We start from the raw sequence: 24,468 nt of genomic DNA on the forward strand, positions 1-24,468 counted from the left end.
CGGCAGACCGTCAGGCCGTCGCCGCATCGACACCCGCTCAAAACGCATCCAGCGGAATCTTCAGGTAGCGCACGCCGTTGTCCTCGGCCGGCGGCAATTGGCCCGCGCGCATGTTCACCTGCACCGCCGGCAGCAGCAGCGCCGGCACCGCCAGGGTGGCGTCGCGTGCGCCGCGCATGCGCACGAATTCATCTTCGCCGATGCCGTCGTGCACGTGGATGTTGTCGCGACGCTCGGCGCCGACCGTGGTCTCGTGGGCAAACACGTCGCGGCCGGCGGGCTTGTAGTCGTGGCAGAGGAATACCCGGGTTTCCTGCGGCAAGGCAAAAATGCGCTGGATCGAGCGGTACAGCGTGCGCGCATCGCCGCCGGGGAAATCGCAGCGCGCGGTGCCGTAGTCGGGCATGAACAGGGTGTCGCCGACGAAGGCCGCGTCGCCGACCCGATGGGTCATGCACGCCGGCGTGTGGCCGGGCGTATGCATCGCCACGGCTTCGATGCCGCCGACCATGTAGCGCTCGCCGTCCTTGAACAGGTGGTCGAACTGGCTGCCGTCGCGTTTGAAACCGGGGCCCGCGTTGAACAGCTGGCCGAACGTGTCCTGCACGCCGCGGATGTGTTCGCCGATGCCCAGCCGGCCGCCCAGTTGCGCCCGCACATACGGCGCCGCCGACAGGTGGTCGGCGTGCACGTGGGTGTCGATCACCCAGTCCACGTCGAGCCCCTGCGTTCGCACGAACGCGATCAGCGCGTCGGCCGAGGCATGACCGGTACGCCCGGACGCGGCGTCATAGTCGAGCACGCTGTCGAACACGGCCGCTCTGCGCGTGGCCGGGTCCCACGCCACGTAGCTGAAGGTATGGCTGGCTTCGTCGAAGAAGGCCTGCACCTCGGGGCGATGCATCGTCAGTGTCCTCCGGCAGGAGGCAGCAGGCGCGCGGCCAGCCACCAGCCCGCGATCATGCAAGCCACCAGCACCAGCAGCGCGGGCACGCCGGCACCGAGCGAGGCCAGCGCCGGGCCGGGACAGTAGCCGGCGATGCCCCAGCCGATGCCGAACAGGGCGGCGCCGCCGATCAACCGAACGTCGATGTGGCGCGACGTGGGCCACTGGAACCGCTCCGCCAGCAACGGGCGCGATCGCCGCAGCACCAGCCGATAGCCGATCGCGGTGGTCAGCACGGCACCGGCCATCACGAAGACCAGGCGTGGATCCCACGCGCCGAAGACGTCCAGGAAGCCGAGCACCACGGCCGGCTGGGTCATGCCGCCGAGGCTGAGGCCGAGACCGAACAGCAGCCCGGCGGCGAACGCGATCCACGCTCTCATGGGCCCACTCCCAGCAGATGCCGCAGCACGAACACGGTGGCGCTGCCGAACACCATGAAGACGGCGGTCGCCAGCAGCGAGCGCGGCGACAAGCGTGCGATGCCGCAGACCCCGTGCCCGCTGGTGCAGCCACCGCCGAGCCGCGTGCCGATGCCTACCAGCAAACCGGCCAGCGCCATCCACGGCAGCCCCACCTGCGGTGCGCCGATGCCGCTGTCGCCGCGCAGCCACCACAGCAGCAGCGGCCCGGCCAGCAGGCCCAGCACGAACGCCAGCCGCCACGCGCGGTCGCCCGCGCCGCCCACTATAAGGCCGCTGGCGATGCCGCTGACGCCGGCGATGCGGCCGAGGGCCGCCATCAGCAGCACCGCCGCGAGGCCGATCAGCACACCGCCGCACAAGGCGCCGAGGTAGGGGTGCATGGTCACGCTTCCTGTGGGTACGAAGGTGGGGATTATCGCCCCTGCACGGCCGGTTGCCGCATCATGCCGGTTGCGCGGCCTGCTCAGTGGCAAGGCGACGGGCGACGCGGGCGAAGCTCGCGGCGGTCGCGGCATTCGCCGGCGCGAAGAAGAACGCGGTGGCGCGGTCGACGTGGTCGCTGTCGCGGATCGGCAGGCGCATCGAGTGGATGCTGAGATCGCCGAATTCGGGATGGAAGAACGGCACCGTGATCGCGCTCAGCGGCGCCGTGTGGCAACGCTGCCACAGCTCGACGAACTCCGTGCTGGCCGCGTTCAGCGCCTCGATCAGCTGATGGAAGCGCGGATCTTCCGGGTGCGCCGCCTGGTTCATGCGGAACATGCCGAGCAGGTTCAGCGCGCCGTTCTCGAAATCCGGGTACAGCCGCCGCCGCGCCGGGTTCATGAACGCGTTCCACAGGTGGTTGTCGGCGAACGGCCCGCTGAAATCGCCGAAGTCGTACAGGCATTCGGCCATGCGGTTCCACGCCAGCACGTTGAACACCGTGTCGAGCGCGAAGGCCGGCGCCTGGTACAGGTCCAGCACCTCGTGCATCACCGGCGGCAGGTTGAAGTGGTGCTCCGGCACGTCGGTGCGGGTCAGCCCCATCAGCGCGAACAGGTAGGCTTCGTCGGTCGGCGACAGCGACAACGCGCGCGCGATCCGCGCCAGCGCCGCGGCCGACACGTTGATCGCGCGGCCCTGCTCCAGCCACGTGTACCAGGTGACGCCGACCTGGGCCAGCGTCGCCACCTCCTCGCGACGCAGGCCCGGCGTCAGTCGGCGCGGCCCGCGCGGCAGGCCGGCCGCCTCGGGCGTGAGCGCGGCGCGGCGCGCGCGCAGGAAAGCCTTCAGCTCGGTGCGTTGCATGGATGTGCTCATGGGCATGCCCGGGTGGTAGTGGGAGTACCAGCAGTGGGGACTGCCTTCCCATGCTAGCGACAGCGGCCTACCGTCGCCTGTCCCCCAAGTCATGTGCCCCACGTGACCGTGACGCCGGCGATGCCGTCATGCCCGCCCGCGGCGCACCTCCCCAGCCGCCGGCCCGTACTGCAACAGCCTGTCACAGCGCGCCGCGCGCAGACGTCCTTGTGTCAACCCATGCAGGAGATCGACATGTCGTTACTCCCCGTCCCCACCCCTGTCCACGCCTCGCGCGCCGATGCGCTCACCGATTTCGTGGTGCACGCCCAGCTGATGCTGGACCCGGCCACCCCGGAATCGGTGCGCCGCGAAGCCGAACCGCGCCTGCTGGCGCAACTGCCGACCCTGCAGGCGCTGGGCGTATTCGAACTGTTCGCGATCCGCGACCCGGCGTTGCGCGCGCTGGTGCACGACGAACTGCAGGCGCACCGGATGCGCGCTGCCTGACATCTTGCCGAAGCAAATGCATACCAGCATATATTTGCCTTGACAAATATACTTTGGGCAATAGAATGCGCGGCTATGAATACCGAATCGCTCGCCTTCGCCACCCCCCGGGAAAGCTTGGGCATCCTGCTCGGCCTGGTGCGCGCGGAGATCGTGCGCGCGATGGAGGCGGAACTGGCGGCCAAGCACCTCGACCTGCGCTTCACCCAGTTCCTGATCCTCAAGCGGCTGGCCCGGCTCGGTCCGATGTCGGCCAGCGAACTGGCCCGTTCGGTCGAACTGGACGGCGGCGCGATGACCCGCCAGCTCGACCAGCTCGAACGCAAGGGCTACCTGCGCCGCTGCCCGCATGAGCAGGATCGCCGCGCGCTGCGGATCGAGCTGACCGATGCCGGCAACGCGCTGTGGCAGGAGCTGACCGACTGCAACGACCGCGTGCTGAGGGCAGCCCAGCGCTCGCTGGACGACGCCGAACAGGCGCAACTGCACGACTACCTGGAGCGCGTGCTGCACGCGCTGCGCGACAAGAACTGACCCTTTCCACCCTGGACCTTTCCATGCGTCTGCATCTTCTTGCGGCTGCCGCCGCCCTGACCCTCGCGTTGGCCGGTTGCGCCAGCAGCGGCGGCCTGCACCCGGACGGCACGCCGATCGATCCGGCCACGCTGAAGGCCGGACACAGCCTCGCCCACCTGTCCGCGGCCGCGTGGCCATCCACCGACTGGTGGAGCGGCCTCGGCGATCCGCAGCTCGACGCATTGATCGCCGAAGCGCTGCAGGACAACCCTGGCCTCGGCGTCGCCGATGCGCGCGCCCGCGCGGCGCAGGCCGAGGCGGGCATCGCCGATGCCGCGCGCGGGCCCAGCGTGAATGGCGGCGCCGCGGTCGCCGGGGCCCGGCCGCCGGCCGCGCTGCTCGGCGACAAGGCGCATTTCGCGCTGGCCAAGTACGGCTACGCCAGCTTCAAATGGGATCTGGACCTGTGGGGCGGCAAGCGTGCCGCGTGGGAAGCCGCGGTGGGCCAGGCGCGTGCCGCCGAGGTCGATGCCCGCGCCGCGCGCATCGAACTTTCCGGCAATGTCGCCCGCGCCTATGCGCAGCTTGGCTACGCGTTCACCCAGCAGGATCTGGCCGCCGGTGAGCTGAAGCGCGCGAAGCAGTCGCGCGAACTGACCCGCCAGCGCGTCGCCGCCGGCATCGACAACCAGATCGCGCTGAAGCAGGGCGATGCCGAAGTGGCGAGCGCCGAACAGCAGGCGGCGCTGGCCAGCCGCGCGGTCGATGCCGCGCGCTCGTCGCTGTCGGTGCTGCTGGGCAAGGGTCCGGATCGCGGGCTGCAGATCGCCCGGCCGCAGTTGCTGAGGCCGGCCGAGCTGGCGGTGCCGTCCAACCTGCCGCTGGATCTGGTCGGCCACCGTGCCGACCTGGTCGCCGCGCGCTGGCGCGTCGAGGCGGCCGGCAAGGACATCAAGGCGGCGAAGACCGCATTCCTGCCGAACATCAGCATCGGCGCGATGGCCGGCGTGATCAGCATGGGCGGCGGCAACCCGTTCAGCCTGCCGGGGCGGTTCTACCAGTTCGGGCCGTCGCTCAGCCTGCCGATTTTCGACGGCGGCAAGTTGCGCGCCAACCTGTCCGGCAAGGATGCGCAATACGACCTCGCCGTGGCGCAGTACAACCAGACCCTGGTCGGCGCACTCAACCAGGTCGCCGATGATTTGTCCGCGCTGCAGTCGCTGCAGCAGCAGATCGACGCGCAACAGCGCGCGCAGGATGCCGCCCTGCAGGCCTGGCAACTGGCCGAACAACGTTACAAGGCCGGCATCGGCAGCTACCTGGAAGCGCTCAGTGTGCGCCAGCAGCTGCTCGCCGCCGAGCGCGGCACCGCCGCGCTCGAGGCGCAGCAGGTCGATCTTTCGGTGCAGCTGATCCAGGCCCTCGGCGGTGGCTTCCAGCCGCAGGCCGACACCCCGTCTTCCACCCCATCACGTTCCTGAGGCAGCCCCATGTCCAGCCAGAATCCCACCGCGGCCGAAAGCACGGCGGCCGCTCCATCGCCGATGACGGCCGCGCCGAATACGGCCGCGCCGAACACGCCGGCACCGAAGAAGAATCCGCGCGGCCTGCTGCTGCGCCTGCTCGGCATCGTGGTACTGCTCGCCGCGATCGGCTGGGCGCTGTGGTATTTCCTCGACGGTCGCTGGTACGAGGGCACCGACGACGCCTACGTCAACGGCAACGTGGTGCAGATCACCCCGCAGGTGCCCGGCACCGTGGTCAGCATCGGCGCCGATGACGGCGACCTGGTGCACGCCGGCGACGTGCTGGTGCAGCTCGACCCCAGCGACGCCGACGTGGCGCTGGCCGAGGCGAAGGCGAATCTCGCCAACACCGTGCGCAAGGTGCGCGGCCTGTATTCCAGCGTGAACGGCGCCCAGGCCGACGTGGCTGCGCGCAAGACCGCGGTGGACAAGGCGCGCGCCGATTACAACCGGCGCGTGGCGCTGGCGAAGTCCGGCGCGATCTCGGCCGAGGAGCTGGCGCACGCCAGCGACGCGCTGACCAGCGCCGAGAGCAACCTGATCACCGCGCAGCAGCAGTACCAGACCAGCAAGGTGCTGGTCGACGACACCGTGGTCGCCTCGCACCCGGACGTGCAGGCCGCTTCGGCCCGCCTGCGCGCCGCCTTCCTCGACGACGTGCGCGCCACCCTCATCGCGCCGGTGGACGGCTATGTGGCCAAACGCTCGGTGCAGGTCGGCCAGCGCGTGCAGCCCGGCGCCGCCTTGATGGCGGTGGTGCCGCTGCGCGGCGTGTGGGTGGATGCGAACTTCAAGGAAACCCAGCTCACCCACATGCGCATCGGCCAGCCGGTGACGATCGAGTCCGACGTCTACGGCGGCGCGGTGGAATACAAGGGCAAGGTGCAGAGCCTGGGCGTCGGCACCGGCAGCGCGTTCTCGCTGCTGCCGGCGCAGAACGCCACCGGCAACTGGATCAAGATCGTGCAGCGCATTCCGGTGCGCATCGTGTTCGACGACCCGACCCAGCTGGACAAGCACCCGCTGCGCATCGGCATGTCGCTGAACGTGGACGTGAGCCTGCACGACCAGAACGGCCCGATGCTGTCGCAGCAATCACCGACCAAACCCGCCTTCAGCACCGACGTCTACCGGCAGCAGCTGGCCAAGGCCGACCAGGTGATCGGGCAGATCGTCCACGCCAACATGGCCGGCGGCAAATAGCGCCCTTGCAGGAGCCCGCCCGCGGGCGATGCTTTTGTTCTGAACTCTCAAAGCAACAGCATCGCCCGCGAGCGGGCTCCTGCCCATTCCAGACTAGACGACCGACACCGATGACCACCCAATTCCGCCCGCCCAACCTGGCACTGAGCACGATCGGTCTGTCGCTGGCCACGTTCATGCAGGTGCTGGACACCACGATCGCCAACGTGTCGCTGCCGACCATCGCCGGCAACCTCGGCGTCAGCAGCAACCAGAGCACCTGGGTGATCACCTCGTTCGCGGTGAGCATGGCGATCGCGCTGCCGCTGACCGGGTTCCTCACCCGTCGTTTCGGCGAAGTGAAGCTGTTCGTCGCCTGCACGCTGCTGTTCGCGCTGACCTCGTTCCTGTGCGGCGTGTCGCAGAGCATGGGCATGCTGATCCTGTTCCGCGCGCTGCAGGGCGCCGTGGCCGGGCCGATGTACCCGATCACGCAGAGCCTGCTGATCGGCATCTACCCGCCGGCCCAGCGCGGCATGGCGCTGGCGCTGCTGGCGATGGTGACGGTGGTGGCGCCGATCGCCGGGCCGATCCTGGGTGGCTGGATCACCGACAACTACTCGTGGCCGTGGATCTTCTTCATCAACGTGCCGATCGGCATCTTCGCCAGCGTGGTGGTGGCGAACCAGCTGCGCGGCAAGGTCGAGAAGACCGAGCGCCCGAAGATCGACTACGTCGGCCTGGTCAGCCTGATCATCGGCGTGGGCGCGCTGCAGATCGTGCTGGACAAGGGCAACGACGAAGACTGGTTCAACTCCACCTTCATCGTCGTCACCAGCATCGTCTCGGCGATCAGCATCGCGATCTTCCTGATCTGGGAACTGACCGACAAGGACCCGATCGTCGACCTGAAGCTGTTCCGCCACCGCAACTTCACCGTCGGCACGATTGCGCTGGTCCTCGGTTACGCGGCGTTCTTCGCGATCGCACTGATGGTGCCGCTGTGGTTGCAGCGCAACCTCGGCTATACCTCGATCTGGGCCGGCTACGCCAGCGCGCCGCTGGGCATCATTCCGGTGCTGCTGACCTTCGTCGTCGGCAAGTACGGGCCTCGCATGGACCTGCGGCTGCTGGCGGCGGCGGCGTTCGTGGTCATGGGCCTGACCTGCTTCATGCGCTCGGACTTCTTCATCGGCATCGACTTCTACCACGTGGCGATGGTGCAGCTGTGGCAAGGGCTCGGCGTGGCGCTGTTCTTCATGCCGGTGCTGACCATCCTGCTGTCGGACCTGCAGCAGAACGAGATCGCCGCCGGCTCCGGCCTGGCCACCTTCCTGCGCACGCTGGGCGGCAGCTTCTCCGCCTCGATCACCACCTTGTTGTGGGAGCGCCGCGCAGTGACCCACCACGAGCAGTTGGCCGAGCACATCACCGCGTACAGCCCGACCGCGCAGACGGCGATGACCCAGCTCGGTCAGGGCGACCGGCAGGTCTCCGGCAGCATCATCAACAACATGATTACCCAGCAGGGCTACCAGATCTCGTTCAACGAGGTGTTCCACGCGCTGGGCTGGATCTTCATCGCGCTGGTTCTCGTGATCTGGCTGGCCAAGCCGCCGTTCGCCCCCAAGGCCAGACCGGCCGCCGGCGGCCACTGAAGCGGCCGGCAGGCATCGGACAAGGCAACGGCCCTGAACGGGCCGTTGTCTTGTCCGCGGTCGAGCGTGTGTCAGATGTCGAAGGCGACGCCGACCAGCGCCATGGTCTCGCCGGCGTTCGGACGGTGCAGGCCGCCGTTGGAAATGTGCCGGATCGCCACGCTGAAATGCTTCGCCTGCCAGCCCAGCGTGCTGACGAACTGGTAGTGGCTGGAAAGCGCATGGGTGGTGTGGTTGGTGGCGGCGAGTTGTTCGCTGAAGAACAGCGGCTGGTACCAGTCGCCGGCCTCGCCGAGGTGGAAGCGTGCGCCGGCGGCGAGCAACGCCACGGAGTCGCGCGTGGTGTAACGGCTGCTGTCGGTCGTCGTGCGGCGACCGTCGATCCAGCCGAGCGAGACATCCGGTGACCAGGTGAAGCGGGTCTGGCCGAGCGGCTGCGGTGCGAACACCGCCTCGACGAAGGCGGCGTTCGCGCCGTGGCTGTCCATGTAGCTGCGGCCGGCCTGTACTTCGAACCGCGCTGCGGCCACTGGCAGCGCAGCGGTGACCAGCGCCAGTACGAGTGCGCTGCGGATGAGGGGACGAAGGGACATGGGACAACCTCGCGGTGGGGATTCTTTTGTGTACCGCATAGTTTACAAAGTGACCCGCGTCGGGCGAACCCCCTCCTTGGGTCGATTTCGGCAACAGATTGTTGCCCCCACCATGTAAAAACCCCGGCACGATGGCCGGGGTTCGGGTACCGCCCGAGATGGCGGGGAACTACTTGCCCGCTGCCGGTTGCAAGGTCGGGCTGTCCAGGTCCAGCGCGGTCGATTCCAGCAACGCGGCCTGCGGATGCGCCTTGCGGATGTCCGCGGCGAATTGCGCGGCGTCGCCGACCACCACCACCGTGCCGGCGCCGGCGTCCAGATGCTTGTCCGCGTACTTCTCGATCTGCTTCGGCGTCACCGCCTGCACCTTGGCGATGTACCGGCCGATCTCGTCCAGCGGCATGCCGTAGACGGCCAGCTCGCCGACCTGTTCGGCCAGCCCGGTGGTGGTTTCCAGGCTGCGGCCGTAGCCGCCGATCAGGGTGGCCTTGCGCGCGGCCAGCTCGTCGGCGGAAACCCGCGTGCCGCCCAGTCGCTTGAACTCGCCCAGCATCAGCTCGACCACCTGCGCCGCGGACGGGTTCTTGGTCTGCGCCGAGGCCAGCCACAGGCCAGCGTCGCGCAGCGGCTGCAGCCGGCTGTTGGCGCCATAGGACAGGCCGCGCTTGATGCGGATCTCCTCGTTCAAGCGCGCCGAGTACGAGCCGCCGAGCACTGCGTTGGCCACCGTGCCCACGTAGTAGCCGTCATCGCCGCGCGACGGCGCCGCATGTGCCGCGACCACGCCGGCCTGGCCGGCGCCGCGCTGGTCGATCAGCAGGATCGCCGGCACGCGGCTGGCGGCCTTGCCCGCCGCCCGCTCCGGCAGCGGCGTGGCCGGCTTCGGCCAGTCGCCGAAACTGGCCTGCGCCAGCTGCTGCGCCTGCGCCGGGGTGATGTCGCCGGCGAGGATCAGGATCGCGTTGTCTGGCCGGTACAGCGCCGCGTGCAATCGCTGCACGTCGGCGCGGCCGATCCGCGCGATCGAGGCCGGCGTGCCGCCGCGCGAATGGCCGTAGGCGCCGTCGCCGAACACGCCGCGGCTGGCGGCCAGCGAGGCCAGCGCGGTGGGCCGGCTCAGCAGCAGGCGCAGGTCGTCGATCGCCTGCGCCTGCGCCCGCTTCAACTCGGCCGCGCTGAAGTCCGGCTGGCGCACCACCTCGGCCAGCAGGCCCAGCGCCTGCGGCAGCTTCGGCGTGGTCACGGTGATGCCGACCGCGCTTTCGTCCCAGCCGGCAGAGGCATCCAGCGAACCGCCCAGTGCCTCGGCGGCGGCGGCGATCTGCGGCGCGCTCTTGCCGGCCGCGCCCTTGGTCAGCAGGCTCGCGGTGAGGTCGGCCAGGCCGGCCAGCGACGGCGGGTCCATCTCGCCGCCGCTGCGCAACACCAGTTGCGCGGTGACCAGCGGCAGGCCGGCGCGGCGCACGCTGATCACCTGCAAGCCGTTCGCCAGGGTTTGTGCCGTCGGCGTCGGCACGCTCAGCTGCGGCGCAGGGCCCGGCGTGGGCGGCGCGACGGGAAAATCGGCAGCCGCGGCGCTCCCGGCGGAAACAAGAATGGACGTAAAGAAGGCCAAACGGCATGCAGGCATCCGGCGGTTCATTTCGCTTCTCCTCATTTCGTCGCTCCCTTGGCGGCCTGCGGCAGGTAGTCGATGGTGACGCTGCGCGCGCCGGTCACGTATTTCTGCAGCACGCGGTGCACGTCCTGTTCGGTGACTTTCTGCAGCGCGGCCAGGTCGGTGTTGACGTGTTCCGGATTGCCGTCGATCAGCGCCGCCTGGCCCAGCGCGAAGGCCAGGCCCTGCGCGGTCTGGCGCTGCTTCAGTTCGCCGGTCAGCAGCTGGGTCTTCACCTTGTCCAGCTCGGCGGCGGGAATCGGCTGGGTCGCCAGCCAGATGATCTCCTCGTGCAGCAGCTTCTCCGCCTCGGCCGGCTGGTGGCCGCTGGCGAGGATCGCGTAGGCGGTGAACAGGCCCGGGCCGACCCGGCCGTCGGCATCGGCGCCGGCCTGCTGGGCAACCTGGTGGCGATACACCAGCGACTGGTACAGCCGCGAGGAATCGCCCTGCGACAGCAGCGCGGCGGCGACCTTGAGCGGGATGCTGTCGGCCGTGTCGGACGCCGGCGGCAGCAGCCAGGTGATCGCCACCGCGGGCAGCGGCGCGGTCTCGCTGGTAACGGTGTAGCGCAGGTTCTTCTTGCGCTTCGGTTCCTGCGCGGTGACCTGCGGGATCGGCGTGGCCGGCTTCGCGATCCAGCCGAAATACTGGTCGACCCAGGCGTCGAGCTGCTTCGGATCGAAGTCGCCGGCGACGATCAGGGTGGCGTTGTCCGGCCGGTAGAAGGTCTGGTGGAACGCGACCACGTCCGGCAGCGTCGCCGCTTCCAGGTCCTCGATGCTGCCGATCGTCGGACGCTTGTACGGATGCACGGTGTACGACTTCGGGTCGATCGCGTTGAACAGCTTGCCGTACGGATTGGCCAGCACGCTCTGCCGGTATTCCTCCTCCACCACCGCGCGCTCGGACTTGAAGTTCGCCTCGTCCACGTTGAGGTTGGACAGCCGCTCGGCCTCGGCCCACAGCAGGGTCTGCAGGTGGTTGCTCGGCACTACCTCGAAGTAGTTGGTGACGTCGTCGCCGGTGGACGCGTTGTTGGCGCCGCCGACGTCCTCGGTCAGCCGGTCGAACTGCTCGGCGTGCATGTGCTTCGTGCTCTTGAACATCAGGTGCTCGAACAGATGCGCGAAGCCGGAGCGCCCCTGCGGGTCGTCCTTCGAGCCGACGTGGTACCACACCTGCACCGCCACGTTCGGGCTGGCATGATCCTCCACGCTCAAGACCTGCAAGCCGTTCGGCAGGGTGCGCTGGTGGTATGGGATTGGCGGGATGGTTAGCTCGACCGCGGCCAGCAGCGGCGAGGCCAGCGCGGTCAGCAGGACGAGCGGGGCGAGCAAGGCAGCCGGACGCAGACGCATGGGCAGTCCCTTCGTTGGAAAGGGGCCAACCTTAGCAAGTCGGGCCGAGCTGCGCCCGTGACTTGCCGCATGCCCGCGCAGGCATGCCCGGACACCGCGCGACTTGTCCGAAGCCGAGCCGCGTGGCGGGGCGGGCGATCTGCGATGATGGTCGAACGCTAGCTTGTTGCGGGAGGTGGCATGTTCCGCTGGATCAAGAACTTCTGGACGGGTTCCGGGCCCGTCGAATTCGTGAGCGCGTTCGGCATGAACGAATCCGTGGAGCGGCTGCGGGCCGCCACGCGCCGATGGTCGTTTCCGTTCGCCACGCAGGAATGCGCCGCCGGCACGGTAAAGGAAAACCGCGTGTCGCTGCAGCGAGTCATTCCGATGGTGGGCAACTCGTTCAAGCCGTTCTTCATCGGCAGGTTCGAGCAACGACAGGGCAAGGTCGTGCTGCGCGGTCGTTTCACCATGACACTGTTGGTGAAGGTGTTCATGGCGTTCTGGCTTGGCATGCTTGCATTGTTCGCGATCGCAGGCTCGGTGGCAGCCGTGGCATCGCCGAAAATCGCCATGTTCCCGCTGGCGGCCATCGGGATGATGGCCTTCGGCATCGGGCTGACGGCGCTGGGCCAATGGTTTTCGCGGAACGACGCCGCCTGGCTCACAGATGTCATGCGTACCGCACTGCAAGTACCGCCAGACACCGCCACGCCTGGCCAGGGTGCAGGCCTTGCCGACCAGGCGGGGAAAGGTAAGACACCCGTTTTCATTTACCCGCTGGCCGGACTGTTCGCCCTATTCGGGCTCTTGGGCATCATTTCGGCGATCAGCGGCATCCAGACCTATCGCGGCGGCCCTGACGGCTCCGTGATCACACCTTATGCGAACGAAACGTTCCGTATCCTCGTCGGCACGGGCTCCATCGCGATACTCGGCATCGCCCTTGGTATCTATCGACGCACGATGTTCGCCTGGTGGTCGGGCTTCGTGCTGCTGGCGGCAAGCGTGGTCTACTCGATCATCAGCCCGCTCGTACGCACCGACCTCGGCGATGCACGCGTACCGGCACTCGTGTTCGGTGGCATTTCCGTGGTGATCGGTGTGTTCTGGGGGCGCTGGTGGCATGCACAACGCCACCACTTCCACGATTGATTGCTCTGCAAAAAGGGGACTGGCTGAGCCAGCCTCCTTGCCGCACCCATCTCCTTCAGGTCGGCGGCAAGGGCAAAAGGAGGATGCAGTAGGGGATGGAGGAAGTTAAGCGCGCAACTCCCCCGGACTCTCAGCTCATGTCGCCGCCTGCGCCCCACCCAGCGCCTTGCGCCGCTTCTTCTCCGCTTTGCACTCTTTGCGCGCCGCCTTGCGAATCTTGCGGTCGTAATTCCACAGGTAGATCGCCGGGGTGCTGAGCAGGGTCAGCAGCTGCGACACCAGCAGACCGCCGACGATGGCGATGCCCAGCGGCTGGCGCATTTCCGAGCCGATGCCGAAACCGATCGCCAGCGGCAGTGCCGCGCCCATCGCGACGAGGGTGGTCATGGTGATCGGGCGGAAGCGCACCAGGGCGGCTTCGCGGATCGCCTCGAGTGCGGACAGCCCGCGTTCGCGTTCGGCGAGGAAGGGCAATGGGTGCCGTGCCGTGCGCTGTATGCATCGGCCACCGCGCGGCCACGCGATCTGGGACTGATGAATACCGTGCGTAGCGCACCCTGGGTCTGTCGCGTCGTGGTCTACCGCAAGCCGCCTCGCGGACGAAAGCATCGCAATCGCTTGGGACACGTTGCACGCAGCAAGATCAGTCTGCAGTGCGCATCGCGCGAGCGCGAGCCTTGCTGGTCGTGGCATCACCGGCGCTCGCTGATCTGAGTGCGCGCCAGCTGGTTGCCCTGTTATGGGCGGCGCATGCAGATCGAATGTCGTTTCGCGATTTGAAGTCGCACCGCTATGGTCAAGGCTTCGAAGACAGCCTGACGCATAGCGGCAAACGTATCGATATTCTGCTGCTGGTGAACGCGCTGGCCGCCTTTGCCAGCTGGCTCGCCGGCCTGGCCTGCGAAGCCGCTGACATGGTGCATTGGCTCTCGCCCAGACGATCGTCGCGCAAACTCTATTCGGTTCTTCACCTCGGTCGCGAAGCACTGATCAAAGCATGGGCTATGGAGCCCATATCACGCTGGTTGGACCGGCTGGAATCGCTGCCTGCGGCAACACTCGCCCAGATGCAGGTACCGGCATGAATTCGTGGGGATACCTCAGACTCTGACCCCGGTTTTCCTGGCCCCGGTTTTGTCGGATCTAGTTACGTATGGATTAAAAGCCATGGTCTGAACCCCAAGAAAAACAAGTGCCGAAGGTACAGATACAGCCTCTCTAGACGTCCTATACGAAAGAAACTAAAACCAAGGTCTTTGCCAGCATTTTCATTGAGCTTGTCGCTACTGATTTCCCATATGTCGTGGACCCAGTAGTACGTATTGAAAGGCCTAGCGGTAATCTCACTTACTCCATGATCCTTTAATCTCTTTTGAATGAGAAGACTCACTCGATGGATCGCGCTCGTAGCGCTGTTAGCTTCAAGGAAAAAAGTGGAATGAAATCCACACCCGCCATTGAGGTATGCGGGAGCACTCACAAATACACCTTCAATCATGACTTGATAAGCGGCCATTGCTTATACGCCTACTGCGCTCTATCCGGATCAGGCTTAGATTCTTCCGGTGGCGGTGGAAGCGGTAGCTCCGTCGATTGGGGTGGATTCGGATAATTAGGTACACCCATCCCAAGAGCATCATTGAGCACGTTAATGATGTTGTTTGTTCTTGCAATGTCATCCTGTGTTGCAGGCCTAGGCGCAATATCTGGTATGTACTCTGCTGCTTCCGCCGCCTGGTTAAGTGCGCCAGCAAAACTTGCCGCTACAACGCTCACTTTTCCCCAGAATGAATGCCCCGTCTTGCCTTCAGTCTGATAGTGAGGCAGTCCCTTTGAGCCATCCTTCAATTCATGACCCACGTGTTTGAGCTGGCCGTCGCTTCCATGAGCAGCACGCTCAACTCCACTGCTAATCTGACGGCGGTCACCAACAATATTTTGCTCGGCTCTTCGAGCTCTAATAGCCTGTTCCCGAGTAAGGCGAGCGACTCCCTGCATGCCATCCGCTGTCAGTCGAACAAGCCAAGCAACCGTTTTCTGACGCCCATCTGGATCGATGAATGTATACGGATTATTGTTGACGTATGCATACCGATTAAATCCAAACCCATCCCCCGAACTCGGCCCCACCGGATCCACACTCAAAAACCGCCCCACCTCCGCATCGTAGTACCGCGCCTGCATGTACACGAGCCCGGTCTCCGGGTCGCTCACATGTCCGGTATACCCCACCCCATTGGGGGCCGCGCCCATACTCGGCACCGACACCCCATACGGCGTGTACTCAAACCGTGCCGTGATGTTGCCGCTGGCATCGGCCTCCGCCAGCGGCGTCCCCTGCGGGTCGGTGTACACGTAGGTCACCGTGCCGGCATAAGTCACCGCTGCACACAGCCACAAGCTCGCCAGCGTCAACCATGATGAAATCTTTTTCATAGGCATGACGACATCCCTAGCTCAAAGGCCCGAATTCAGCATGACGCTGCTGTAGTTGCTGAAGGCCGAGCAACCCGCGCTGTTGCACGCCTTCACACGGAATTGCACCGTCCCGGTGGCAAAGATCAACTCCCTCCAAGATGTGCCTGAGCCGTTGTAGACGATGTGTACGCCGTCCTGGGGGTGCGTTTCTTCCAGTTGATAGCTCGTGGCGCCGATCACGGTCGACCAAGTCGCACTCACCACCGGCTTGTAGGAGGGGCCACTCACACTGAGGCTGGGTGCCCCGGGCGCGGGTGGAACCAACACCACGCTGACCGTTCCCGTGCCGCTCCACGGCCCACAGCCGCCGACATTGCACGCCTGCACCCGATACCCATAGGTGCCGTCGGTCTTGCCGCTGGCACCCCAGCTGGTATTGCCGTTCGCCTGCACCGTGGCCCAGCCGCCGCCGTTGACCTGCTCCTGCAGCGTGTAGCTGGTCGCCGCCGTCACCGCGCCCCAGCTCACCGTGTAGCTGCCGGTGTTGCTGCTTGCCGGCACACTCAGGCTGGGCGCCGCGGCCGGCGGAATCGTCACCACCACCGCGCTACTCGCTTTGTACACACTGCAGCCGCTCGCGTTGCACGCCTGCACCTGGTACGTGTAGTTGCCGCTGGTGGTGACCGTGCTCGTGTTGCTGACGGCCGCACCGGTGTAGACGACGCCCCAGCTGCCTGCCCCGAGACGCTGCTGCAGCGTGTAACTGGTCGCTGTGGCACTGGCCGCCCAGCTCACCGCGATGCTGCCGCTGCTGGTGGCCGGCACCGTAATGCTCGACGGCGCCATCGGTGGCAGCAGTACTGTAGTGCTGCCGGTAGCGCTCCACGGTCCGCAGCCACCCACGTTGCACGCCTGCACGTGATAGCCGTAGGTCCCGTTGCCACGGCCACTGGTGCTCCAGCTGGTCAGGCCGTTGGTTTGCACGGTGGTCCAGGCGCCGCCATTGACCTGCTCCTGCAGGGTGTAGCTGACCGGTCCGGCTATACCGCTCCAGCTCACCGTGTAGCTGCCGGTGGCGCTGCTGGCCGGCGCGCTCAGAGTCGGCGCCGCGGTGGGTGGATGGGTGACGACCAGCGTAGCGCTTCCAGCTTTCCACGCGCTGCAGCCGTAGGTGTTGCAGGCCTGCACCTGGTAGACGTAGCTGCCGTCGGCCAGTCCGGTAAGAGCCGCGTTGGTACCGCTGCCGGTATAGGCCGTGCTCCAGCTAACCCCGCCGTTGCCGCTCTGCTGCAGCGTGTAGCTCGTCGCCAGGTTCGCCGCGCTCCAGCTTAGTGCGACGGCGCCGGTGTTGCTGGTGGCGGGCACGCTCAGGCCGGCCGGCACGTCCGGCACCACGCCGTAGGTCGTATCCACGGTCACCGCATTGGACCCGGCCCAACCGCGCGTGCCGTGAGCATTCTTCGCCGACACTTGGTAGGTGTAGCTGCCGCTGGTGGTGCCGGCGCGGCTGATCGACGTCGCGACGGTGTTGCTGGCGATCGTGGTCCAGCCGCCACCATCCAGGCGCTCCTGCACGTCGTAGCTGGTGGTACTGGCTGGGGCTGTCCAGCTCACCGTGTAGGTGCCGTTGATGGTGCCGCTGGGCACCGTCACGGTGGGTAGTGCCGGAGTCACGCCCAGCGTGGCCGAGGTGGTCCAGGCACCACAGGTGGCAACCACGCAGCCTTCGGCGCGATAGACGTAACTGCCGCCGGCCTTGCCGCTCAGCGCCTTGCTGGCCGCGCTGCCGCTGTAGACCGTGGTCCAGCCGCCACCGTTGGCGCTCTCCTGCAGGAGGTAGCTGGTCGCTCCCGGCACGGCACCCCAGCTCACCGTGTAGCTGCCGTTGTTGGGATTGGTGTCGAAGCTGACGGCACCCGGCGCGACCAGATGCAGGCTCTCGTTGTGGGCCAGTAGCTTGCGACCCAGGTAGACGAAGTTGCTGGTCTTGCCCGTCCCGGGATTCACTTGGTACAGCAGCTGCCCGGCCTGGTTGTAGAAGTAGTACGTGGGGGCACCGCCGCCCGCGGGTGTCTTCATCACACGGCGTCCCGCCGCATCGTAGGCGTAGTCGCCGTAGCCCGGAATCTGGGTCAGCTGGTTCTTCTGGTCGAAGACCAGGTTGGCGCCGTTCTTGTTGATGACATTGCCGCGGTTGTCGTAGACGAACGTGCTACCGGCACCACCGCTGATCGAGCCCAATTGGTTAAGCGTGTTGTAGTTGTAGGTGAGGGTCTGCCCACCGGCGATCCGCGTGCGGATGTTGTTGAGCGGATCGTAGGTGTAGCTTTCCGTGCCCCACAGGCCAGTCGCCTGCGCACTGCTCAGTCGGTTCAGCGCGTCGTAGCCGAACACCTTGGTGCGCGGGCCGCTGGCCAGGTCGTCGACCTTGATGATGTTGCCGTTGGCGTCGTAGGTGTAGTCCTCGCTGAGCACCGGCGTGGCGCCCTGGCCGTAGCTGAAGTTGCTCACCAGCTGGCGGGCGTTCTTCTCGGCCGCGTACACCGCGCCGTTGCCGTAGACGAAGTCCTTCACTTCGCCGTCCGGGAAGTAGGTCAGGCCGGTGGCGTAGCTGCCAACCTGGGTGGCGCGACCCAGCGCGTCGGGGGCATAGCTGACGTTTTCACCGTCGGGGTAATGGATCAGGCTCACGCTGCCGTAGGCGTCGTGCGCATAGCCGATCGCCCAGGCACTCTGGCCGGTCAGCTGCAGCGACTCGCCGGTCAGTTGGCCCCGCTTGTTGCGGCTGGCCGTCCACAGGCTGAGGCCCGAGGTGGCGCTGGCCATATTGCCCAGGGCATCGTACGTATAGACCGTGCCCTGGGTGCCAACCGGCGGTGACAGGGTCAGCAGCCGGTTCATCGCGTCGTAGCTGCGCGTGATCTTGCCGGTGGCCACCTGCTCCTGGCCGCAACCGGTACCGGTGATGGCGAGGCCTTCGGCGCTCCATGCCAGGTTGTTGGCGTTGTCGTAGGCCATGACCGTGCTACCGCTCTCCGGCTCGGTGGTGCGGCACAGGCGGTGGTAGCTGTCGTAGATCAGCGTCTTGGTGACATCGACACTCTGCGTCGCATACAGGCCCGACTGCTGGATCGACAGCGGGTTGCCGTAAAGATCGCGGATGATGTCCTGGGTGACGTTCTCCGGCGCCTGGACCTTGGTCACCGCGTCGTAGGACGGCTGGTCGAACACCTGGTAGCTGGTGGTGGTGACCTTGCCCTTGGGGTCGGTAACCTGCCGGCGGGCACCGGACAGGTAGGCGGTGCTCGTGGTCAGCACACCCAGCTCGGAGTCCTGCCGGGTCTGGATCAACCGACCCAGCGCATCGTAGCTGCTGGTACTGCCGGCGATGCCGGCGCTGGCCGGTGTCGTGGTGAAGTTCAGGGCACTCGCGCTCGGGTACGAGGTGAAGGTCTTCTGCCCCTTCGGGTCGTAGGTGGTCAGGCCGCTGGTGGTCGAGCCGGCGACCCCACTGATGTAGCTGTCGCTCAGCACCGGGCGCAGCAAGGCGTCGAAGTACGTCACCATCCGCGCGTTGCCCTTGCTGACGGTGCGGCGCCAGTGGTTTGCACCGATCCCGCGCTCGGCGGCGGTCACGTAGTCGTAGGTGAACACCGAGGGGTACCACGCCTGTTCGTCCCCGCTGGGGTAGCTGATCTGTTTCAGCCGGCCGACCGCGTCATAGCTGTAGGACATAGTGCTGCCGGCCTGGTCGGTGATCGACGTGATCTGGCCGAAGTCGTCGACGATGAGGCTTTGCGTACGGGTGTCCGGGTAACCGATCGTCAGCGGGATGCCGCGCTTGTAGTTGCTCAAGCTGGTGGTGTTGGTGTTGCCGTCGGTGAAGCTCGCCAACTGACCGGCGCCGTCGAACGTGTAGCTCATGAGTTTCTGGTCGAAGCGCCAGCGCTCCTTGAGCGTCACCTTGGCCAGGTCGTAGACGTTCCGGCTCACCGTCTCGCCGGTGGTCAGGTTGTCCGTCTGCAGCGGCAGGCCCAGCACCCAGTGCGGCAGGTCGTTGAGGTAAGTGGTCTGCTCTTGCACCGCACCCTGCCCGACGATGCTGTTGAAGCGCTTGGTCTGGGTGACCTGCGCGTAGGCGTTGAACGACTCCGCCTGCCATGTGTAGCTGTCGCCATCCTGGGTGATCACGCGCTGGTTCAGCGGGGCCTGCCGCTCGACCACCGCCAGGTTCATGCGTGACTGCAGGTTGTAGCCGTACACGCTCGGCCATAGCCCTGCATTGGAGGCGGCGTACTGGCTGGCCTCCGAGCGCAGCAGGGTCGTGCCGACCGCGCCGCTGTAATACTCGGTGCGCTGCAACTGCCCCTCGGTCTCGTCGAATCGGTTGCTGAAGGTGTTGCGTACCGCACGCCCCTGCGGATCAAGCACGTCCGTCCATACCGTACTGACGCAGCCACCGGCACAGTCCTGCAGCCAGCTAGCGTTGTCCGGGGAGTAGTTGTAGCTCCAGGTCTGGCTCGGCAAGCCGGCGCCACCGAAAGTCTTTTGGATGATCGCGAAGGTGGCGTAGACGCGCGGTGTGTAGGCGTAGCTGCTGTCGTCGGTCGTCTTCACGCATTGTCGTGGCACGTAGGAGCGTCCGCGTACCACCGGCTTGACCTGGAACGTACCGGTCAGCCCGGATGGATGCACGATGCTGCCGCTCGGGACATTTGTCGACAACAAGCCCAGGCTTTCGCAATCCCCTCCGCCGACAATGATCTCGCCGCTGCGTAACCCGGCCAGGTCATACGACCAGGCGCTGCCATCGGGCAGCGTGACCTTGTTCAACACGTGGTAGACATCCGTACCGTACTGGTAGGACCACGTACGAGAACCAAGCGGGGACTGCAGTGTGGCGGCACTTATGCGCGAAGTCCCAAGCTCATAGGAAAGATCCAACGCGCGACCGTCGCTGGCGGTAATAGCGGTGAGGTTCGCTCCGTCATAGCTGTAGGTAAGGAAGTTGCCGAAGCGATCCTCGATACGCGTGACCAACATTGACGCCTGCCGGCGGCGCAGAAAATCATCAATGGCAACCATTGGCTGCACGCCACCATACGACTGCAGGCTCATGGGACCAGAACCGATCGGCCGGGTCATGGTAGGTGCCCACCGGTAGACGAGGTGGTTGAACCAGTACTTGGTGCCATCCGGCGAAATGGCCAGGAAGGCCTCTCCAGGACCACTGCCATCGGTCGCAGGCAGGCAGGTAATCATCCAGTTCTGCCTGGTCACAATGGGGAAGGACGTCGTACCCATCGCTGGTGACAGGGCGTTTTCGCTGGAACGCTTGAGCAGGTCCTGACTACCGCTACCCGGTATGACGAGTTGGTATCCGGCCCACCAAGTGGCTGGTTCCCAGTCGGCGCCGCCCTGCTGCAACGCGACGGTGGGGGGCGGACCGAATAGCGTGCATCTGGCATCGCTATTGGATTGATTGATCTCCCAGCCACTGACGTTGGTCTGGTTGGCCGTCATTGTCGTGATGCGGGGAACTTCGATATCCCAGTCGGAAAAAGCCCCATCAATCGACTCGGACTCCTTCGCTTCCCTCAGGTGATACGAACGCGATAACTGCAGCAAGGGCCCATTACCGGGCAGGCTGACGTCGGTCTGCTCGAACGACAGGCTGCCGTTGTACAGGCTCACCTGCTCGCCGAACGGGTTTTCGCCTAACGGCTGGATGTCCTTGCTGACGCGAATCAGCTTCTTGTATTCGTCTTCGGGCGTAACCGCCGACTGGGCGTGGCATACACCGGCCAACGCAAGCAGTACTACTGCCGACAGGCAAATCCCTTGCCAATAAACGCGCATCTCTTTCCCCTTGCCTTGTGCCCGGCGTTGCGCACGGTGACGGGGCAAGGTTGGATCGTAAATACTTACGATGTCAACCGTCGAAACCAGCGACATCAGAGCTTTGGGTGAGACGCGTATCACGTTTCCAGACGCCCCAATACCCAGCCCGCCAGTCGCCGACCGGGTACTAGGGCATATCACGCATGCATTCGAGGACCCGCATGCCCGCTCAGCTCGCCGTCTGCGCCCTACCCAACGCCTTCAAGCGCTTCTTCTCCGCCTTGCGTTCCTTGCGTGCGGCCTTGCGGATCTTGCGGTCGTAATTCCACAGGTAGATCGCCGGCGTGCTGAGCAGGGTCAGCAGCTGCGACACCAGCAGACCGCCGACGATGGCGATGCCGAGCGGCTGGCGCATCTCCGAGCCGATGCCGAAGCCGATCGCCAGCGGCAGCGCCGCGCCCATCGCGACCAGGGTGGTCATGGTGATCGGGCGGAAGCGCACCAGGGCGGCTTCGCGGATCGCCTCCGGTGCGGACAACCCGCGCTCGCGTTCGGCGACCAGGGCGAAGTCGACCATCAGGATCGCGTTCTTCTTGACGATGCCTATGAGCATCAGGATCGCGATGATCGCCATCATCGAGATCTGCGTCTGGGTCACCAGCATGGCGAGGAACGCGCCGGCGCCGGCGGCCGGCAACGTGGACAGGATGGTCAGCGGATGGCCGAGGCTTTCGTACAGGATGCCCAGCACGATGTACATCGCCAGGATCGAGCCGAGCAGCAGCACCATGCCGTTGGACTGGGCCTGCTTCAGGCGCTGGTTGGCGCCGGTGAAATCCACCCGCATGCCGGCCGGCAGCCGAGCCGCGTAAGCAGCCTGCTCGACCAGCTTCACGCCGACGTCCTGGGTGACGTCCTTGGCCAGGTTGTAGCTGATCGTGGCCGCCTCCAACTGGTTGTGGTGGCGCACGCGCAGCGGGCTGATGTCCGGCTCGATCGTCGCCAGCGCGGACAGCGGGATCATCCGCCCCTGCTCGTTGCGCACGCGCACGTTGAGCAGCGACTCCGGGCTCACCCGCTGCGCCGCGCCGGTGCTGAGCACCACCGAATACTGGTTGATGTCGGAATAGATCTGCGACACCTGGCGCTGGCCGAACGAGTTGTACAGCGCCGAGTCGATCGTGCCGATGCCCACGTGCAGGCGCCCGGCGGCCTCGCGGTCGATCTTCAGCAGCTGCTGCTTGCCGACCTGGTCGAAGTTGCTGCCGACGTCGCGGAATTCCTTGATGGCGCGCAGCTGCCGCACCATCTTCAGAACCCACGGCTGCAGGTCGTCGCCGTTGGTGCTGATCAGCTGGAACTCGTACTGGCCGCCGCCGTCGCCGCTGCCGCCGCCGCCGAGGAACTGCGCGGCGCTGACCGAGACCTTCACGCCGGGCAGCTTGTCGTAGTGCTTCGACAGGCGCTCGACCACCTGCTTGATGCCTTCGTCGCGCTGGCCCGGGCCGCTGCCGCGCGGCTTCAGGTCGACGAACATCTGCGCATTGTTGCCCACCGCGCCGCCACCGCCGCCGTCGCGGCCGAGCATGGTCAGCTGGTCGAGCACGGCCGGGTCGGCCTGCATGATCTTCGCCACAGCCAGCGTGCGCTCGGTCATCTGCGCCGGCGAGATGTTCGCGTCGGCGTTGATGTCGACCTGCAGCTGGCCGGTGTCCTCGTCCGGCATGAAGGTGCCGCCGGCGGTCTTCGCCACTGCGAAGCCGAGCGCGAAGGTGAGCAGCAGCAGGGTCAACGGCTGCCAGCGCATGATCCGGCGATGATGCATCGCCCAGTCCAGCGCGCGCGCGTAGATGCGCAGCAGGTTGCGGTCGAAACTCTCCACCGCCCGCTCGATCCGCCCGGGCGGCTTGCTGCGCTCCGGCTCGTGGGTCAGCAGGTAGGCGCACAGCGCCGGCGTCAGCGTCAGCGAGACCAACGCGGAAATCACCACCGCCGCGGTCAGCGTCACCGAGAACTCGCGCAGCAGCATGATCAGCATGTTGTTGCCGAACAAGAGCGGCGCGAACACTGCCACCAGCGACAAGGTGATCGAGATCACCGTGAAGCCGATCTCGCGCACGCCGGTCAGCGCCGCCTGCATCGGCGGCTCGCCGCGCTCCATGTGGCGCACGATGTTCTCGATCACCACGATCGCATCGTCCACCACGAAGCCGATGCACAGCACCAGCGCCACCAGCGACAAGGTGTTGAGCGTGTAGCCGAGCGTCCACATCACCACGAACGCGCCGGCCAGCGACAGCGGCACGCTTAGCGTGGCGATCAGGGTCGGGCGCAGCCGGCGCAGGAACACCAGCATCACCAGCACCACCATCACGATCGAGATCAGCAGCGCCACCTGTACTTCGTGCAGCGCCGACTTGGTGGTCTGGGTGAGGTCGAACACCGGCGTCATCGTCACGTTCTGCGGCAGCGAGGCGCGCAGTTGCGGCAGGCGGGCGCGGATCGCCTCCACCGTGGCCACCGCGTTGGCCTCCGGCCGCTTGCTGATCTGCAGGCCGACCGCACGCGCGTCGTTGAACCAGGCCGCCTGGTACTCGTCCTGCTGGCCGGAGTAGACCCGCGCCACGTCGGACAGCCGCACCGGCGTGCCGTTCTTCACCGAAATCAGCAGGCGGGCGAACTCGGCCGGCGTCTGCAGGCCGTCGCTGGCGCTCACCGTCATCTGCGTGCGGCCGTCGCTCAGCGTGCCCTGCGGCGAGGTGACGTTGGCCGCGCGCAGCGCGTTGGCCACGTCGTTCGCGGTGAGGTTCTTGGCCGCCAGCGCGGCGGTATCCAGCTCGATCCGCACCGCATGCGGCGTGCCGCCGAACACCTGCACCTGGGCCACGCCGTCGATCTGCGCCACGGCGGGCTTGAGCATGGTGTCGGCGAGGTCGAACAGCTGGTCCTGCGGCAGTCCGGTCGAGGTCAGGGTGAGGAACAGGATCGGGATCTGCGAGGTATCGAACTTGAAGTACTGCGGCGGCGACGGCATGCCGCTGGGCAGGTCGACCGCGGCCGCGTTGATCGCCGCCTGCACGTCGCGCGCGGCGCTGTCGGCGGTGCGGTCGAAGGTGAAGCGCACCATCACCGAGGCCTGGCCCTCGCTGGCGTTGCCGTACATCTCATCGACGCCGGGAATGCGCCCCAGGTGCCGCTCCAGCGGCGCCAGCACGGTGTTCGCCATGGTCTGCGCGCTGGCGCCGGGCTGGCTGGCCACCACGTAGACGCCGGGGAAATCCAGCGACGGCAAAGCGGCCACGCCGAGCAGCAGGTACGCCCACAGCCCGGCCAGCATCAGGCCGAGCGCGAGCAGCGAGGTGCCGACCGGGCGGCGAATCAGCGGGGCGAAGATGTTCATGGAGCTTCCGTCCACCG

At 66.4% G+C, this 24,468-nt stretch carries 18 protein-coding genes; 7 read left to right on the forward strand and 11 right to left on the reverse strand.

Translation table 11 applies throughout. The features are described from left to right. Window positions 1–37: 37 nt before the first annotated feature. From KK131_RS07990 to KK131_RS08005, 4 genes are all read right to left on the reverse strand, one after another. The gene (locus KK131_RS07990) at window positions 38–904 is read right to left on the reverse strand and encodes an MBL fold metallo-hydrolase (RefSeq protein WP_214556131.1); all 867 of its coding nucleotides are present in this window, start codon (window positions 902–904) and stop codon (window positions 38–40) included. Between the two features lie 2 nt (window positions 905–906). Beyond that, on the reverse strand, window positions 907–1,329 hold the full coding sequence (locus tag KK131_RS07995) for a DUF6691 family protein (protein ID WP_214556132.1): 423 nt from the start codon (window positions 1,327–1,329) through the stop codon (window positions 907–909). Then, entirely contained in the window at window positions 1,326–1,751 is a 426-nt protein-coding gene (locus KK131_RS08000; RefSeq protein WP_214556133.1) for a YeeE/YedE thiosulfate transporter family protein, read from the reverse strand. The genes KK131_RS07995 and KK131_RS08000 overlap by 4 nt, the downstream gene beginning before the upstream one ends. Before the next feature lie 61 nt (window positions 1,752–1,812). Further along, complete coding sequence (locus tag KK131_RS08005; protein WP_214556134.1) at window positions 1,813–2,661, reverse strand: helix-turn-helix transcriptional regulator; 849 nt, start codon at window positions 2,659–2,661, stop codon at window positions 1,813–1,815. A gap of 246 nt (window positions 2,662–2,907) precedes the next feature. On the opposite strand from KK131_RS08005, the gene KK131_RS08010 reads away from it, so the two are divergent. The 5 genes from KK131_RS08010 to KK131_RS08030 all read left to right on the forward strand — a co-directional run bounded on the left by KK131_RS08010 (window position 2,908) and on the right by KK131_RS08030 (window position 8,044). After that, window positions 2,908–3,162 (forward strand): hypothetical protein, encoded by a 255-nt coding sequence (locus tag KK131_RS08010; RefSeq protein ID WP_214556135.1) that lies wholly within the window; start codon window positions 2,908–2,910, stop codon window positions 3,160–3,162. Between the two features lie 75 nt (window positions 3,163–3,237). After that, a complete protein-coding gene (locus KK131_RS08015) occupies window positions 3,238–3,696 on the forward strand; it encodes a MarR family transcriptional regulator (RefSeq protein WP_214556136.1) in 459 nt (152 codons plus the stop codon). A 23-nt stretch (window positions 3,697–3,719) separates the two neighbouring features. Beyond that, window positions 3,720–5,159: an efflux transporter outer membrane subunit gene (locus tag KK131_RS08020; RefSeq protein ID WP_214556137.1), complete on the forward strand. Its 1,440-nt coding sequence runs from the start codon at window positions 3,720–3,722 to the stop codon at window positions 5,157–5,159. Window positions 5,160–5,222: 63 nt separating this feature from the next. Further along, the gene (locus KK131_RS08025; protein WP_214556686.1) at window positions 5,223–6,407 is read left to right on the forward strand and encodes an HlyD family efflux transporter periplasmic adaptor subunit; all 1,185 of its coding nucleotides are present in this window, start codon (window positions 5,223–5,225) and stop codon (window positions 6,405–6,407) included. 110 nt (window positions 6,408–6,517) lie between these two features. After that, the gene (locus tag KK131_RS08030; RefSeq protein WP_214556138.1) at window positions 6,518–8,044 is read left to right on the forward strand and encodes a DHA2 family efflux MFS transporter permease subunit; all 1,527 of its coding nucleotides are present in this window, start codon (window positions 6,518–6,520) and stop codon (window positions 8,042–8,044) included. Window positions 8,045–8,115: 71 nt separating this feature from the next. Here KK131_RS08030 and KK131_RS08035 read toward each other — a convergent pair whose 3' ends face one another. The 3 genes from KK131_RS08035 to KK131_RS08045 all read right to left on the reverse strand — a co-directional run bounded on the left by KK131_RS08035 (window position 8,116) and on the right by KK131_RS08045 (window position 11,655). Continuing rightward, complete coding sequence (locus KK131_RS08035) at window positions 8,116–8,637, reverse strand: acyloxyacyl hydrolase (protein ID WP_214556139.1); 522 nt, start codon at window positions 8,635–8,637, stop codon at window positions 8,116–8,118. A 169-nt stretch (window positions 8,638–8,806) separates the two neighbouring features. Next, complete coding sequence (locus KK131_RS08040) at window positions 8,807–10,153, reverse strand: pitrilysin family protein (protein ID WP_345777200.1); 1,347 nt, start codon at window positions 10,151–10,153, stop codon at window positions 8,807–8,809. 137 nt (window positions 10,154–10,290) lie between these two features. Next, complete coding sequence (locus tag KK131_RS08045; RefSeq protein ID WP_214556141.1) at window positions 10,291–11,655, reverse strand: pitrilysin family protein; 1,365 nt, start codon at window positions 11,653–11,655, stop codon at window positions 10,291–10,293. Window positions 11,656–11,835: 180 nt separating this feature from the next. On the opposite strand from KK131_RS08045, the gene KK131_RS08050 reads away from it, so the two are divergent. Further along, window positions 11,836–12,792, forward strand: a complete 957-nt coding sequence (locus KK131_RS08050) for a hypothetical protein (RefSeq protein WP_214556142.1) — start codon at window positions 11,836–11,838, stop codon at window positions 12,790–12,792. A gap of 135 nt (window positions 12,793–12,927) precedes the next feature. Here KK131_RS08050 and KK131_RS08055 read toward each other — a convergent pair whose 3' ends face one another. Next, window positions 12,928–13,266 (reverse strand): efflux RND transporter permease subunit, encoded by a 339-nt coding sequence (locus KK131_RS08055; RefSeq protein WP_250887024.1) that lies wholly within the window; start codon window positions 13,264–13,266, stop codon window positions 12,928–12,930. Window positions 13,267–13,469: 203 nt separating this feature from the next. On the opposite strand from KK131_RS08055, the gene KK131_RS08060 reads away from it, so the two are divergent. Next, on the forward strand, window positions 13,470–13,877 hold the full coding sequence (locus KK131_RS08060) for a hypothetical protein (protein WP_214556143.1): 408 nt from the start codon (window positions 13,470–13,472) through the stop codon (window positions 13,875–13,877). Window positions 13,878–14,319: 442 nt separating this feature from the next. Here the strand turns inward: KK131_RS08060 and KK131_RS08065 are convergent, their stop codons facing one another. From KK131_RS08065 to KK131_RS08075, 3 genes are all read right to left on the reverse strand, one after another. Then, window positions 14,320–15,234: an RHS repeat-associated core domain-containing protein gene (locus tag KK131_RS08065; protein ID WP_214556144.1), complete on the reverse strand. Its 915-nt coding sequence runs from the start codon at window positions 15,232–15,234 to the stop codon at window positions 14,320–14,322. A gap of 15 nt (window positions 15,235–15,249) precedes the next feature. Then, window positions 15,250–20,253 carry a hypothetical protein gene (locus KK131_RS08070; protein WP_214556145.1) on the reverse strand — a complete coding sequence of 1,668 codons (5,004 nt, stop codon included), beginning with the start codon at window positions 20,251–20,253 and terminating at the stop codon, window positions 15,250–15,252. 1,027 nt (window positions 20,254–21,280) lie between these two features. Next, window positions 21,281–24,451, reverse strand: coding sequence for an efflux RND transporter permease subunit (locus KK131_RS08075; protein ID WP_214556146.1), 3,171 nt, complete (start codon window positions 24,449–24,451; stop codon window positions 21,281–21,283). Window positions 24,452–24,468: the final 17 nt, after the last annotated feature.

The sequence above is a fragment of the Rhodanobacter sp. LX-99 genome, assembly GCF_018599185.1.
Classification (GTDB): Bacteria; Pseudomonadota; Gammaproteobacteria; order Xanthomonadales; family Rhodanobacteraceae; genus Rhodanobacter.